Below are 15,330 nucleotides of genomic sequence, written 5' to 3'. Positions count from 1 at the left end.
AACAGGAGTAGGATCGGTGTAAGAATAAACCCATCTCAATTAGTATTAACAGCTAGTAGTTAATCGCTTTGTAATTATCGTTAAGATAGTGAAGTTCTACTCAGTGCTCATCGCAATAGTTTTTTGTATTTATGATCGCGCTGTCTCCCAACTTACAAGTTCGACTTGCCACACCACTGCAAATCGGTTCACTCGCAGTTAAAAGCCGTGTTTTGCAGTCGCCTTTATCTGGTGTCACTGATTTGGTATTTCGGCGGTTGGTGCGGCGTTATGCACCCGAATCAATGATGTACACCGAGATGGTAAACGCGACAGGGCTGCATTACGTTAAAGAGTTGCCCATAATTATGGAAGTCGATCCGAACGAACGACCGATTAGTATTCAGCTATTCGATTGTCGCCCAGATTTCTTGGCAGAAGCAGCGGTGATGGCAGTAGAGGAAGGCGCAGACACTGTAGATATTAATATGGGTTGTCCAGTGAATAAAATCACCAAAAACGGTGGTGGTTCTTCATTGTTGCGTCAACCGGAAGTTGCAGAAGAAATTGTGCGATCTGTCGTTAAGGCGGTGGATGTCCCTGTGACAGTAAAAACTCGCATTGGTTGGACTGATAAAGAAATTACAATTCTCGACTTTGCTAAGCGCATGGAAGACGCTGGGGCGCAGATGATTACAGTCCACGGTCGCACCCGCGCTCAAGGTTACAATGGTTCCGCACGTTGGGAATGGATTGCGCGTGTTAAGGAAGTTTTGTCGATTCCAGTCATTGCCAACGGTGATATTTTCTCAGTAGAAGCTGCAGTACGCTGCTTGGAACAAACAGGTGCGGATGGGGTTATGTGTTCGCGAGGAACGCTAGGTTATCCGTTTTTAGTTGGGGAAATTGATTACTTTCTCAAAACTGGGCAAGAGTTACCACCACCAACGCCTGTAGAACGGTTGCAATGTGCGCGAGAACATCTCCAAGCTTTATGGGAATATAAAGGCGATCGCGGTGTCCGACAAGCCCGCAAGCATATGACATGGTACGCGAAAGGCTTTACAGGTGCGGCGGAGTTACGTGGATTGTTGAGTGTAATTGAAACTGTCGATCAAGGGTTAGAAGTCATTGATCAAGCGATCGTGCAGCTAGTAGATTATGAAGCTAAATCTGAAGAAATTGAATCTAGCTTGCAGATTGCATAAAGTTACTCTGATTTTTTTGACAGTTGTTGTCTTTTAAAAATCTGTTTTGAAACGAACCACATGGGCGTAGCTTTCCATTAGAGTAGTACATAAAGCACACCAAGAAAAAAGATTATATCGCGAACAATTTGAGACGGTTATATTAACGTATATAGCCTGCTGCTTCTATCTTGATAGCTCGTGTAACAGCTTCTATTCCATATTGCTGACCTGCTTTTGAAGATTCTTGTAATAGTTGAAATAACACACCAATGTTTTTTGAATTAATGGTGTCTCATAAAAGCTAATCATTCCTCAAATGTTTTCTTTGGTGAAATATTTATTGTAGTTACCTTCTATTCTTTAGATGATTAAAAATCAATACAAAGATGTTTATATTGAAGAAGTTTGTAAAAAGCGTGAACTACTACCTAAATTTTAAAGTTTAAAACAAGCAACCTCTGTGTTGTTTGATCGCAGTTGTGGAGCGATCTTGTTGTGACTTGTTAATTTCGTTCGTGTTCTTGGAGAAAAGCTTCAACTGTCTCGCGTGTAGGTAATGAGGATTGTGCGCCTGACTTGGTCGTTGCCAGCGCACCAGTTGCCGCGCCCCATACAACGGCTTCGCGAAGCGAGTATCCTTGAGATAACGCGGCTGCTAGTCCACCATTAAATGCGTCTCCTGCTGCAACGGTATCTACAGCTTTTACAGAGAAAGCAGGAACAAAAAAGGTTTCATCTGGGGTGGCACAGAAAACGCCCTTAGCACCTAACTTGATAATTGCTGTTTTGACACCACGTTGCTGTAGTACTAATGCCGCTTTTTCGGCGCTTTCAAGACTATCGACTCGAAAATTTACTAATTGTCCTGCTTCTACTGCATTCGGTGTAATGATATCAACTACCGGATAAAGTTCTGATGGTAGCTCAGTAGGTGCTGGCGCTGGGTCTAAAATGACTTTAACACCTGTTTGTTGTGCTGCTTGTGCTGCTTTTTGTACCGCGAAAAGTGGAACTTCTAGTTGTAATAGCAAGACTGCTGCTGATAGCTGCTGTGTGAGACGTTTGATATCTTCCTCACCAACATTGCCGTTGGCACCAGGAATCACGATAATATGATTTTCGGCATTGTCGTCTACTGCAATGACTGCAACTCCTGAAGTATTTGACGGATCAATGTATACACCATCAGTTTGAACGCGATCGCTTTGCAGATTTCGCAGTAACTCTTGCCCGAATTGATCTTTTCCCACGCGTCCCACAATTGCTGTAGGTACTCCTAAGCGCGCCACTGCTACCGCTTGATTCGCGCCTTTTCCTCCAGGCACAGTCGCAAAACTATGACCTAATAAAGTTTCGCCAGGAATAGGTAAGTGCGGAACTTTGGTAACTAAGTCCATATTTATACTACCGAAGACGAGGACACGAGGATTCATAGGGGTAGAGGGTTACTTATTTGAAGATTAATCTTTAATTGTTAATTGTGAGTTATGAATGCTTATAGCAATTCTATCTGCGTTGTAACATTTGTAACGTAAACGCGTAGCGATTTGCCGCAGTCTACCGCAGGGGCGCACAGAACACAGAGGAAGGGAAATTAAGAGAGATTCTTCACGCACAATGAGGATTGCTAGGGTTGAGGTTGCTGCTCTATTTATCAAATAACGCAAGTGAAGAACAAATGACTTTAAATTTGGTTAACAGTAATTATGTTGTGATAGGAATCGACCTTGGTACTAGTGGTGTGGGAGTTGTTGCAGTGAATCTTCAAGGTGCGATCGCCGTCCAAGCAACGCGTAGCTATCGATTACTCACACCGCATCCTGGGTGGACAGAGCAAAACCCCGATGATTGGATTGCAGCAACTTTTCAGGCTTTGACTGAGGTAGTTCAGCAATTGAAAGATTACCAGATTGTTGGTTTAGGATTATCGGGGCAAATGCATGGGATGGTTCCTCTTGATGCAGGAGGAAATGTGCTTCGACCAGCAATTTTGTGGAACGATCAACGTACTGGTAAAGCGGTTACGACGATTGAAACGATAGTTCCCCGACAAGAATTGATTCAACGCACAGGAAATCCCGCAATTACAGGCTTTCAATTACCCAAGATTGTGTGGTTGCGTGAATCGGAACCGCAGGCGTTTAGTCAGATGCATCATGTACTCTTACCGAAAGACTATTTGGGATACGTATTAACAGGGGAAATCGCCACGGAACCATCAGATGCTTCGGGGGTGGGATGTTTAAATTTAGGCGATCGCACTTGGGATTTAGACATTCTCACTGCCCTCGATCTTAATCCGCAGTTGTTTCCTCAAGTTATTACCTCGACTGCGGTTGTCGGAAAATTAACACCGGAAATTGCGAGTATGACTGGTTTACCCGCAGGTTTACCGATTATTGCTGGTGGTGGTGACAACGCAGCTGCGGCGATTGGTTTAGGAATTTCTAGTACAAATTGCGATCGCGGTAGTCTCAGTATTGGCACTTCAGGAGTTATTTTTGTTCCCTTGTCGCAACCTATTCCTGAACCCGAAGGACGAGTCCATTTATTTTGTCATGCTGATGGTAGTTATCACTTGTTAGGTGTCACATTAGCAGCAAGTGGTTCGTTACGCTGGTATCGCGATACTTTTTTCCCTGATTTTAGCTATGACGAGTTGACGGAGTGGGCGAGTAGTGCGCCTCCTGGTTCAGGTGGTGTGATATTTTTACCGCATTTGGCAGGCGAACGCAGTCCTTTTCTTGATTCTGAGGCGCGTGGTGCTTGGCTGAATCTCTCTTTAGCGCATAGCAAAGCAGAAATGACGCGGGCGGTACTCGAAGGCGTTGCGTACAGTTTACGTGCGGCGTTAGAGGTGATAGAGGCGATTGCGCGCAGCGCAGCGCCAAAGGCGATCGCACCAATTCATGAACTTGTCGCCACGGGTGGTGGTTCGCGATCGGCGCTTTGGTTACAAATTATTACGGATGTGCTTGGTATTAATCTTGCCAAACCGGTATTAACAGAAGGTGCGGCATATGGCGCGGCGTTATTAGCTTTGGTTGGCTGTGATGTTTACCCGAATTTAGAAACAGTTTTTCAGCTTTTACCTGCAATTGAAGAATACACTCAGCCCAATTCTTATCCAGTTTACACTGACGCATTTCAGCGTTTTACAGCAATTTATACTGCACTTAAAAGTATTAATTGAGTAGAATTACTCTAGTTTAAAAATTGGTTTTTGTTGCGGTTTGTTAACACTAATTACCTGTAATTAGTTAATATAATTTAATAGATTATTATACTACTTTTTGTGCTAAATTTGTTGATCCCTAGGATATAAGCTGTCAGATAGATATACAGTAATTATCTCAGGGATCATAATTAAAAGATGGAGAGTTAATCAAAGAAAAGCCTGCAATAATGATCAAAGTAGTGAACTAATTACACTCTTTATCATCCATTTGTCTACTTTAGCCATAAAAATTAATTTTGAAAAAAGAAACAATATTGTCTTAAGTGATGTGGCACTTTCAAAGAGCAGCAACTTAAGAAAAAGTAAAGTTTGAACACTAAAGCAAGACAAAAGGCAATCTGAAAAGTGGAAATAGTAACACTTTTTGACAATATCGAGCTATGAGTTTGATAGGCAATTTTATCAACAGTGGCAGCAACCGCAGGTCAATATTCTGACTCATCCATACATGATTTGGTGGAGACAGAAGTGAAAAAAGTAGCGATCGCATTTGAATTGAGTTTAATGATTAGCGCCTTAGAAAAAGGAGTGTCCTTAACGAATAAGGAGATATTGCAGTGAAGCAAATTGCGCTTAGCTTAGGATTTCTAAGTGTGGCAAGTACCGTACTTGTTGCTTGCTCACCTTCGCAAAATAATACAACCCAGTCGCAAACGAATCCAAATTCAAAACTGCAATCAGTAGCTTTAACAGTAGGCGATCTTGGTAATCCATTCTTTGTACTTATGGGGCGAGGCGCTGAGTCGGAAGCAAGAAGAATTGGTGGAGAAGGCGTGCGCACCACAATTGTTTCTAGCGGGTACGATCTGAACTTGCAGTTTAACCAGATGGAAAACTTTATCGCTGCTAACACAAGCTTAATCTTACTAAATGCTGGTGATAGTGCAGGGATTGCGCCTGCGGTGACAAAAGCAAAAGAAGCTGGCATTACCGTGATTGCAGTTGATACAGGCGCGGAAGGTGGTGTAGATGCTACCGTCACCTCAAACAATTTGCAAGCAGGACAAATTAGCTGTCAATACATTGCAGATCGCCTGAATGGGCAAGGTAATGTTGTTATTATCAATGGTCCACCTGTTAAATCAGTTATTGACCGCGTTCAGGGTTGCGAACAAAGCTTTGCTAATTACCCTAACATCAAAATACTTTCTCAAGACCAAAACGCTGAAGGTAGCAGAGATGGTGGTTTGAGGGTAATGACCGACCTACTAACTTCGTTTAAACAAATCGATGCCGTGTTTGCGATTAACGATCCGACCGGAGTAGGTGCAGAGTTAGCCGCAAGGCAAGCCAAACGTAACGAATTTTTCATTGTTGGCGTAGACGGCGCGCCTGAAGCCAAAGATGCGATCGAAGACCCTAGTAGTATATTTGTGGCGACAGCTGCTCAAGATCCTTTGGGCATGACCCAAACAGCAGTTCAGGTAGGCAACGATATCCTCAACGGGAAAAAGCCTAAAGATCCTAACATCTTGATTCCAGTCAGATTGATTACGCGAGAGAACGTGAAAGATTACGCAGGTTGGACACAATAGACCTCTTGCGTGAATGCTGAGCGAATAAATTCGCACCTAAATGAACTTTGTCTACCTCCGTGTAATTACTCATAAAAATCTTGTTTGGTCTGAGCGAATAAACAAAGTCCACCTCCGTGAACTTACTGACAAAAGTCTCATTTTAGTGTACGAAGTTACACTCGCTTAGATAGCCCCGACTTCAGTCGTAGGGCATCTGCTACATACTAAAAAATTACTGCCATGACAGCAACTCAATCTTCCACAATTCCCAGACTCGAAATGCGCGGCATTTCAAAGAAGTTTCATGGTGTATCAGCACTAAGCAACGTTGACTTGAGTGTGTATCCAGGCGAAGTTCATGCGCTGATGGGTGAAAATGGCGCGGGTAAAAGTACGCTGATGAAGATTCTCGCGGGGGCTTACGAAAACGATGAAGGCGAGATTCGGATCAACGGCGAAACGGTTAAAATTTCTGACCCCAAAGCCGCAAGACAAGCAGGTATTGCGTTGATTTACCAAGAACTCAACGTTGCACCCAATTTAACTGTGGCTGAAAACATTTTCATGGGTAGCGAGTTTACCAAGGGATATTTACTCGATCGCGATCGCATGAACCAAGAAGCCGCACAGGTACTTAACAGCTTGGGAGCAAGTTTTGGACCAAATGATGTTGTTTCTAGTCTCTCGATTGCAGAACAACAGCAAGTTGAAATTGCGCGGGCGCTGAAAGATAATAGCCGCATCCTTGTTATGGATGAACCAACAGCAGCCTTATCAGACCGCGAAACTGAACGTTTGTTTGAATTGATTCGCAAACTGCGTGCTGATGGCATTGCCATTATCTACATTAGCCATGCATGGAAGAAATCTACGCTTTGGCTGATCGAATCAGCGTGCTACGCGATGGTGAGTACGTTGGTAGTCTAACGCGCGAGGAAATCTCTTCCGAGCGATTAGTACAGATGATGGTGGGTAGACCTGTTAAAGACTTGTTTGAACGACGTCCAGAAAAACAACTTGGTTCTGTCGTCTTGGAGGTCAAAAATTTAAGTGACGGACGAAAGATACAGCCAACAAGTCTTAAACTTCATGCTGGTGAAATTATCGGGCTAGCAGGATTGGTGGGTGCAGGTCGGACTGAACTATCGCGGTTGATTTTTGGTGCTGACCCTAAAGCAAGTGGTGAAGTGTTTTTGAACGGCGTACCGCTGAGAATCGATAAACCGAGTGATGCGATCGCAGCGGGAATTGCCTATGTACCAGAAGACCGCAAAGACCAAGGTTTATTTTTAGAGATGAGTTGTCGTCAGAATATTGTGCTCAATATCCTCAAGCGCAATGCTAATTCCGGCTTACTTAACTTTAAAAAACTAGGGACAGTTGCCTCAAAAGCCGTAGATGACTTTAATATCCGCTTAGCTAGTTTAGAAAATCGAGCGCTCGATTTATCGGGTGGAAATCAGCAAAAGTTGTTGCTAGCGCGCTGGCTAGCGATTAATCCTAAAGTTTTGCTACTCGATGAGCCGACGCGGGGTGTAGATATTGGGGCAAAAAGCGAAATTTACCGAATTATTAGCGATTTAGCCGCGCAAGGCATGGCTATTTTGATGGTTTCGAGTGAATTGCTCGAAATTATTGGATTAAGCGATCGCGTCTTAGTCATGCGCGAAGGGCGCTTAGAAGGTGAACTTACTGGTACAGACATTACTCAAGAAAACATTATGGCTTACGCCACCGGAGCAACCGAGGTAGGAATATGAGTCAAACAGCAAGACCTGTTAGAACAAAGACACGCGATCGCTCTCCAGTCGGTGGACGCAGATCGACAAATAATTTACTTCAAGTAGCAGGAATTCTGCCAATTCTGTTACTGATTGGCATTCTATTTACTTTCCTTACTCCTAACTTTCTCACCCCTGGTAATATTGTTAACATTCTCCGGCAAGCATCAATCAATATCGTGCTAGCAACGGGGATGACGTTCGTCATTTTAACGGGCGGGATTGACTTATCGATTGGCTCGATTTTAGGAGTTTCTGCCGTAGTCGGAGTCTTGGCATCACTTCTACCAGGAATCGGATGGTTTGCAGTTCCAGCGGCACTTTTGACAGGCTTAGGTTTAGGTTTATTAAACGGTGCATTAATTGCCTTTTTGGATTTACCGCCGTTTATTGTCACTTTAGGTGCATTGACGGCTCTACGAGGTGTTGCCTACTTGGTAGCAAATGGCACAACAGTTATCAATCGCAATCTCAATTTTGCGTGGATCGGTAACAACTATTTAGGACCATTACCCTGGTTAGTTGTGATTGCCCTGCTAGCAGTGTTTGTTAGCTGGTTTATCCTCCGCCGTACAGTCTTAGGCGTACAAATTTATGCTGTGGGCGGTAATCAGCAAGCGGCTAGGCTGACAGGTATTAAGGTCAATCGAGTATTGTTATTTGTCTATGGTGTCAGCGGCTTGCTCGCAGGCTTAGCAGGCGTTATGAGTGCTAGCCGTCTTTACAGTGCCACGGGAATGCTGGGAAATGGCTATGAACTCGATGCGATCGCGGCTGTTATTTTAGGCGGTACGAGTTTCTCTGGCGGTATTGGTACGATTTTCGGCACTTTGGTAGGCGCGTTGATCATCGCTGTTCTTAACAACGGTTTGACGCTGCTGAATATGTCGTTTTTCTGGCAACTCGTCGTCAAAGGTTTAGTCATTATCTTTGCGGTCACAATCGATCGTCTGCGGAGACGTTCTAGAAAGCGCTAACACTTTGATAGTGCAGCTGGCAAGATAAATTGAATCTTTTGAGATATGCATAATTAAGATTACACCTTTTGAGGACGGGTAATAGGTCACGGATGATTCTTGCCAATGACCAGTTACCCGTTACCCATTACCTGTAGCGAGTAGTCCACAATCTAAGGCAAATCTCATGCTCCTGGGGATTGATTTAGGTACTAGTTCTGTTAAAGCATTACTTTTAGACACAGATGGAACAGTAGTTGGTGAAGCTTCGAGTGCTTACGATGTGAATGCACCATATCCAGGATGGGCGGAAACTGATCCTGAAGCCTGGTGGAAATCGGTTGCAATTGCTGTTAAAAATGCCGTGAAAAATCCCAAAGATATACAAGCGATCGCACTTTCTGGGCAAATGCACGGCGTTGTTTTAATTGATAGTGAAGGTACGCCGTTACGTCCGGCGATTCTCTGGGCAGATACGCGATCGAGTGAAATGCTGCCAAAATATGATGGACTCGCTGCTGATCTTCGCAGTAAACTTGCTAACCCCATTGCTACAGGTATGGCAGGAGCCAGTTTATTATGGTTACGTCAATACGAACCCGAAACTTATGCAAAGGCGCGGTGGGTACTACAACCGAAAGATTGGTTACGCTTGCGCCTAACACGGAAAGTCGCCGCTGAACCTTCAGATGCTTCAGGAACGTTGCTTTATGATGTTGTCTCCGATTGCTGGGCGCTTGATGTTATTGCCACCTTAAAATTACGTTCCGATTGGCTACCTGAACTTTTACCATCAAGTAGTAGCCTTGCGGGAAATTTAACACCAAAAGCTGCTACACATCTTGGGCTAATTGTCAATACTTCGGTAATTGCAGGTGCAGCTGATACTGCGGCTGCTGCGTTAGGTAATGATTTAGTTCAACCAGGAACCGTGCAACTTACCGTAGGTTCTGCGGCACAAATTATTACACCACGTTCTCAACCAATCATCGATCCTCACGGTCGTACACATCTGTATCGTGCTGCGCTACCTCAGCAATGGTATACATTAGCAGCAATTCAAAATGCGGGACTCGCGTTAGAGTGGGTAAAAGGCATCTTAGATTACAGTTGGGAACAAGTGTATGCTGAGGCGTTTGTAGTGTCTCCAGGGTGTGAAGGTTTGACGTTTTTACCGTATCTGACTGGCGATCGCACTCCGCACCTCGATCCACACGCACGCGGCGCTTGGGTAGGATTAGGGCTACATCACACTCGCGCACACCTAATGCGGGCTGCTTTAGAAGGAGTTGCTTTTAGTTTGAAGCAAGGTTTAGAGGCAATTACAGCCACAGGCGTCACAGTTTCTCAATTACGCTTAGCTGGTGGTGGAACTCTCGAACCTGTGTGGCAACAATTACTCGCTGATGTTTTACAAGTTCCCCTCTACACCACAACAGTCGCAGCCGCTTCCGCACGCGGTGCAGCAATTTTAGCAGGGATGGGTATTGGAGTCTTGCAAGATGCGATCGCCACACAAACATCTGGACAGAACACAACACCAAATAATCCAGATTCCTCTCTAGAAGCAGCTTGGCAACGCTATCAATTACTGTATCCATCGTTACATCAATGGCATCATTTAGGAGATTGAGATGAATTGGTATCCCATTAAATTAACAACGCACATTCGCAAGTATGCGTTTGGAGAAAGAGCGATCGCTGATAAACTTGGCAAGCCTTGCTTACCACCAGAAGGTGTCATTGCCGAAACCTGGGAAATTAGCGACTATCAAGATACAACTGGAACTGTTACCAATGGTGCTTTTGCAGGTCGCACATTACACGATCTGGTACTAGAATATCCTGAGGAACTTGTCGGTAGTGGTTGGCGTGGCCCGCACTTTCCCATCCTCGAAAAGTTTCTTGATGCTTCGCATATGCTACCTGTGCATCTTCATGCAGATGATGAAACAGCAAAGCGCGTATATAACGAACCTAATGGTAAAACTGAAGCTTGGCATATTGTCTGGGCTGCACCTGGTGCAACTGTTTTAGCTGGACTCAAAGCCGATTTTTCTCGCGAACAACTCTTTGATGCATTCATTGCGCAAGATTACGACTCGGTGATGGTGCGACATCCCATTCAAACTGGAGATACAGTTTACGTCCCCGCAGGAATTATCCACTCATTTGGTCCTGATGCACTCGTATTTGAAGTACAACAAACATCCGATTTAGGTAATTCAGTAATGCCTACCGATTTGTACGGTAAGCCACTGAGTCAGGAAAAGTGGTATGAGAATATCAATACGGTGTTAGATGAACTGCGATCGCATTACCAACCCTATCCCAGTTCAGGATTAGAGATACAACAAGGCGCAAATCGTCGTATTTTTTGTTGTGCAGGACCATACTTTGCTTTAGAACGCTTGTTACTTAGCGAACCGTTGACCGAACCATCGCACTCGCATCGCTGTATCACGTTAACAAATGTAGGCAATCCGGTACGCTTAGAGTTTACGGGAGGAACAGAAAAGTTAGAACGTGCAGAGTCGTGCATTTTACCTGCGTCTATTGGAGAAGTCCGTATTATTCCTGACAAAAGTGCGACTTTGATTGCTGGTTACGTTCCTGACTTGCAACAAGATGTTGTTGCACCTTTGCGTGCCGCTGGTTATGAAGAGGAACAGATTCAAAGTTTAGGTGATATTGATCTGGGTTGATAGTTATACTTTTCGGGATAGTTACTGAGCAAGTCAAGATAGAGCGCAATTGATAGATCTAAATACCAAATAGCTTCAATCAGAAGATAGTCTTAAAGCACTTTGTCGAGTACCACATTTTTTAAGAATTTCTCCATCCTTTACGAAAGGAAATATTATTCATCCATACCCAATGCACCTAGGAATAACCTTGATTGAAGATTTTCTCTGTATTTTAGATTTGGATTTTTAGTAAATTTTGAAAATCATTTTAAAAAGCGATCGCATTTTTTCACCTTTTAAACAATTCTGTCATAATCATTAGTAAGATCGCTTTCTCCATGACACTGGCATCGCTTAGGCTGATTTCAATACTAAAATGTTTCTCTGGTTCGCCCTCAAAAGATTTGATGAGTGATAGTTATCAGCATCGCTACTGTTTGACTTCCCAATCGCATCCCTAGGTTAATGAGTTCTCCTGCTTTCGTTCCTGTTCTTAAACCAAAGCCAATTTTTTGTAGGCGGTTATTTAAATAATGGAATGATCCAGGCAGCAGCGATACTTATTAAAATTGCCAATTCCAGTACTGTCAAAACAGAGGCGGATTGAAACCAGTTTGACCAAGAACCCTGTTGAAAACTTGACCACCATTGCGCAAGATGCGCAGACCAAAACGTAGGACTATCTTTGTCACGAAATCGCCAATTTAGCATCGATAGTAGCAAAGGTACTCCGCCCACCCTGGCATTCATCAATAAGTGGAGTGCGATCGCAACAACCATAACGATCCACGCAATTAAGTGCGCATAGTACCAACTGTGATTTAATTCCCCCCTTGGCAGCCATCCTGAATCCATCATCTTGCCACTAAAAAGCGCAAATGTTAACGCTACAAGCGCAAATGTATTGGTAAAACGGTTCAAAGTGTACCACCAAATTGGTTTACCCACTTGAGTTAATTTAGCAAACGAATCAGCTTGAACCAGTCGCTTTTGCCCCCGATGAAATGCATACAAGACAAATGCAGGAAATATCAGTAAGGTGTATAACCCAAAAGTTCCATGTATACCTTCTATTTCTTTGTAGGAGGGAAGTGGAATTCTTCCCCAACGTCCATCGTAAGTATCATAAGTCCAGAAAGCCGTCAGTATTGCAGCAATTACGAACAGACCTGTAAGTCCATGCAGAATACGAAACAGTAGTGGTTGATAGGGTTGAGTTGATTTCATATAGCAGTAACAAGTGCAATGAGTAGTTAGTGAAGCCCTTGCACTCTCTAGATAAATGGTGTCATTTTAACAGTAGAAATAGTCCTATTAAATATTAAAAGGTATGATGAGTATTATTGAAAAATACTTCACATAAAATGCCAAGCATAAAATAAATTGAATTATAAAAATCAATGAAAAGAAAACAAAAAAATGACTAACTGTAATCCTCATGAGGCAAGTCATTAACTAATATTCAATTACTTTAAAACCACATTCTTGAGAACCTCAATTGAGTGTGGATAGAAGTTAATGTTGGTTCGTAGCTCGTGTGTAGTCTACTCTGCCCTTCTGCTGCGTCTGCTCATATCCGCCGGAATTTAGAAAATTTAGTATTAGAGGATGCTAACGCAAGGGAAGCGATCGCCAGAAAATACCCCTCGCTTGTCCCTCGCTCCTATATCCCTGCGATAATTGACGGCAAACACAACTACTGAATTACGGTTCGCCCCAATTCTTTAAGGATTTGATTTGCGTACATTAGACACAGTGCAGTCAGCAGTTAAAAACGTGGAGGTTGATGAACACACTTGGGCTTAACCGTCCTGGATATGTTCGGAAAACCCTCCTTCATAGAGTAGCAAGCCACGCTCAGTATATAGATCAGTACATAAATTCATCAGTATTGAAACTGGAAAGTACTGCTGATTAGAAATTAGTTGTTCAATTTCTAGTTTTGTCCTCATTTTAGTAGTTATACGGAGCCAAGATTCCCAATGGCAAAAGTAGTTGGAATAGACTTAGGTACGACTAACTCCTGTGTTGCAGTAATGGAAGGTGGTAAACCCACTGTTATTGCTAATGCAGAAGGTTTTCGGACAACGCCATCCGTCGTTGCCTTTGCGAAGAATGGCGATCGCTTGGTAGGTCAAATTGCTAAGCGCCAAGCAGTGATGAACCCCGAAAACACATTTTATTCGGTAAAGCGCTTCATCGGACGTCGATATGATGAAGTCACAAATGAAGCTACCGAAGTTGCTTATAAAGTGTTGCGCGATAGCAGTGGCAACGTCAAGTTAGATTGCCCTGGTGCTGGTAAGCAGTTTGCCCCAGAAGAAATCTCTGCGCAAGTACTGCGTAAGTTAGTCGAAGACGCCAGTAAATATTTAGGTGAAACTGTTACCCAAGCAGTAATTACTGTTCCTGCTTACTTCAACGACTCACAGCGTCAAGCAACCAAAGATGCTGGCAAAATTGCTGGTATTGAAGTACTGCGGATTATCAACGAACCTACCGCTGCTTCTCTTGCTTACGGTTTTGATAAGAAGAGTAACGAAACTATCCTAGTATTCGACCTTGGTGGCGGTACTTTCGACGTATCCATCCTTGAAGTGGGTGATGGTGTCTTTGAAGTTATGGCAACATCAGGTGACACACACCTTGGTGGTGATGACTTCGATAAGAAAATCGTTGATTACTTAGCAGAAGAATTCCGCAGAAGCGAAGGTATCGATCTGCGCAAGGATAGACAAGCGCTACAACGCTTAACTGAAGCAGCAGAAAAAGCCAAAATTGAGCTTTCGAGTGTTACCCAAGCGGAAATCAACTTACCATTTATTACCGCTACCCAAGACGGTCCTAAGCACCTCGATACAACACTAACTCGCGCCAAGTTTGAAGAACTGTGTTCTGATTTAATTGATCGCTGTCGCATTCCGGTAGAAAATGCATTACGTGATGCCAAAGTTGACAAGAGCGCGATCAACGAAGTTGTATTAGTTGGTGGTTCTACTCGAATTCCCGCTGTCCAGGACGTTGTTAAGCGAGTATTGGGTAAAGAACCCAACCAAACTGTTAACCCTGATGAAGTTGTTGCAGTTGGTGCAGCAATTCAAGCTGGTGTATTGGCTGGCGATGTCACAGGTATCTTATTACTAGACGTCTCACCATTATCCTTAGGCGTAGAAACCTTGGGCGGTGTGATGACTCGGATTATTCCTCGTAACACTACAATTCCTACTAAGAAGTCTGAAGTCTTCTCAACAGCAGTTGACGGACAAACCAACGTAGAAATTCACGTTCTCCAAGGTGAGCGTGAAATGTCGAGTGATAATAAGAGCTTAGGTACATTCCGCTTAGATGGTATTCCTCCCGCACCCCGTGGCGTTCCTCAAATCGAAGTGACATTTGACATCGACGCTAACGGTATTCTCAACGTCACTGCTAAAGATAAAGGTAGTGGTAAAGAGCAATCGATCAGCATCACTGGTGCTTCTACTCTAGACAAGACTGAAGTTGAGCGCATGGTAACTGAAGCTGAAAGAAACGCTTCTACTGACAAAGATCGTCGCGAGAAAGTTGATCGCAAGAATCAAGCCGACTCGTTAGCTTATCAAGCAGAGAAGCAACTGCAAGACTTGGGTGATAAAGTCCCCGCTGATGACAAAACCAAGGTAGAAGGTTTAGTCAAAGACTTACGCGATGCAGTTTCTAAGGAAGATGACGATCGCATTAAGACTTTGATGCCAGAGTTACAACAGACACTTTACACTATCGGTACTAACTTGTATCAACAACAAGGTGGTCCTGGTGCTGCAGCTGGTGGTGGTCCTACTCCAGATGGTAGCGATGCAGGCGCTACTCCTAGTGGTGATGATGTTATTGATGCAGATTTCACTGAAACCAAATAATTTAGTGAATCAATAACTTGGTCTTTCCTCATTCAGAATTCTCCTGAGTGGGGATTTTTTTTATATTTGGGTAATAGGTAATAGGT

Annotated in this window: 10 protein-coding genes and 1 pseudogene; 9 read left to right on the top strand and 2 right to left on the bottom strand. The window is 43.6% G+C overall.

The genetic code is table 11. The features are described from left to right. Positions 1–131: 131 nt before the first annotated feature. Positions 132–1,187, top strand: coding sequence for a tRNA dihydrouridine synthase DusB (dusB, locus tag CSQ79_RS18135; RefSeq protein WP_099702561.1), 1,056 nt, complete (start codon positions 132–134; stop codon positions 1,185–1,187). Between the two features lie 485 nt (positions 1,188–1,672). Here dusB and rbsK read toward each other — a convergent pair whose 3' ends face one another. Continuing rightward, entirely contained in the window at positions 1,673–2,602 is a 930-nt protein-coding gene (gene rbsK, locus CSQ79_RS18130) for a ribokinase (RefSeq protein WP_099702560.1), read from the bottom strand. A 245-nt stretch (positions 2,603–2,847) separates the two neighbouring features. Here rbsK and xylB (CSQ79_RS18125) point away from each other — a divergent pair, with 245 nt between their 5' ends. From xylB (CSQ79_RS18125) to CSQ79_RS18100, 6 genes and pseudogenes are all read left to right on the top strand, one after another. Then, entirely contained in the window at positions 2,848–4,362 is a 1,515-nt protein-coding gene (gene xylB, locus CSQ79_RS18125; RefSeq protein ID WP_099702559.1) for a xylulokinase, read from the top strand. Positions 4,363–4,964: 602 nt separating this feature from the next. Continuing rightward, a complete protein-coding gene (locus CSQ79_RS18120; protein WP_099702558.1) occupies positions 4,965–5,942 on the top strand; it encodes an ABC transporter substrate-binding protein in 978 nt (325 codons plus the stop codon). 222 nt (positions 5,943–6,164) lie between these two features. Beyond that, positions 6,165–7,684, top strand: a pseudogene (locus CSQ79_RS28960) (sugar ABC transporter ATP-binding protein). After that, a complete protein-coding gene (locus CSQ79_RS18110; protein WP_099702557.1) occupies positions 7,681–8,682 on the top strand; it encodes an ABC transporter permease subunit in 1,002 nt (333 codons plus the stop codon). The pseudogene CSQ79_RS28960 and the gene CSQ79_RS18110 overlap by 4 nt, the downstream one beginning before the upstream one ends. A gap of 166 nt (positions 8,683–8,848) precedes the next feature. Next, positions 8,849–10,294 (top strand): xylulokinase, encoded by a 1,446-nt coding sequence (gene xylB / locus CSQ79_RS18105; RefSeq protein ID WP_099702556.1) that lies wholly within the window; start codon positions 8,849–8,851, stop codon positions 10,292–10,294. A 1-nt stretch (position 10,295) separates the two neighbouring features. Beyond that, positions 10,296–11,366, top strand: coding sequence for a type I phosphomannose isomerase catalytic subunit (locus CSQ79_RS18100; RefSeq protein ID WP_099702555.1), 1,071 nt, complete (start codon positions 10,296–10,298; stop codon positions 11,364–11,366). Positions 11,367–11,870: 504 nt separating this feature from the next. On the opposite strand, the gene CSQ79_RS18090 is transcribed toward CSQ79_RS18100, so the two are convergent. Next, positions 11,871–12,575 carry a cytochrome b/b6 domain-containing protein gene (locus CSQ79_RS18090; protein WP_099702554.1) on the bottom strand — a complete coding sequence of 235 codons (705 nt, stop codon included), beginning with the start codon at positions 12,573–12,575 and terminating at the stop codon, positions 11,871–11,873. A gap of 308 nt (positions 12,576–12,883) precedes the next feature. On the opposite strand from CSQ79_RS18090, the gene CSQ79_RS28045 reads away from it, so the two are divergent. Together CSQ79_RS28045 and dnaK are read left to right on the top strand one after the other, a co-directional pair. Continuing rightward, positions 12,884–13,051, top strand: a complete 168-nt coding sequence (locus CSQ79_RS28045; protein WP_289501286.1) for a hypothetical protein — start codon at positions 12,884–12,886, stop codon at positions 13,049–13,051. 279 nt (positions 13,052–13,330) lie between these two features. Next, positions 13,331–15,244 (top strand): molecular chaperone DnaK, encoded by a 1,914-nt coding sequence (gene dnaK / locus CSQ79_RS18085; protein WP_099702553.1) that lies wholly within the window; start codon positions 13,331–13,333, stop codon positions 15,242–15,244. Positions 15,245–15,330 lie beyond the last annotated feature (86 nt).

It is taken from the genome of Gloeocapsopsis sp. IPPAS B-1203, assembly GCF_002749975.1.
GTDB lineage: Bacteria > Cyanobacteriota > Cyanobacteriia > Cyanobacteriales > Chroococcidiopsidaceae > Gloeocapsopsis.
Note: the sequence above shows the minus strand (reverse complement) of the source record. Positions and strands in the feature narration are given on the sequence as shown.

What these genes read in the sequence shown, in the direction of transcription:
- dusB (WP_099702561.1), top strand. Translation starts at nt 132, where the DNA reads ATGATCGCGCTGTCTCCCAACTTACAAGTTCGACTTGCCACACCACTG.
- rbsK (WP_099702560.1), bottom strand. Translation starts at nt 2,602, where the DNA reads ATGAATCCTCGTGTCCTCGTCTTCGGTAGTATAAATATGGACTTAGTT.
- xylB (WP_099702559.1), top strand. Translation starts at nt 2,848, where the DNA reads ATGACTTTAAATTTGGTTAACAGTAATTATGTTGTGATAGGAATCGAC.
- CSQ79_RS18110 (WP_099702557.1), top strand. Translation starts at nt 7,681, where the DNA reads ATGAGTCAAACAGCAAGACCTGTTAGAACAAAGACACGCGATCGCTCT.
- xylB (WP_099702556.1), top strand. Translation starts at nt 8,849, where the DNA reads ATGCTCCTGGGGATTGATTTAGGTACTAGTTCTGTTAAAGCATTACTT.
- CSQ79_RS18100 (WP_099702555.1), top strand. Translation starts at nt 10,296, where the DNA reads ATGAATTGGTATCCCATTAAATTAACAACGCACATTCGCAAGTATGCG.
- CSQ79_RS18090 (WP_099702554.1), bottom strand. Translation starts at nt 12,575, where the DNA reads ATGAAATCAACTCAACCCTATCAACCACTACTGTTTCGTATTCTGCAT.
- dnaK (WP_099702553.1), top strand. Translation starts at nt 13,331, where the DNA reads ATGGCAAAAGTAGTTGGAATAGACTTAGGTACGACTAACTCCTGTGTT.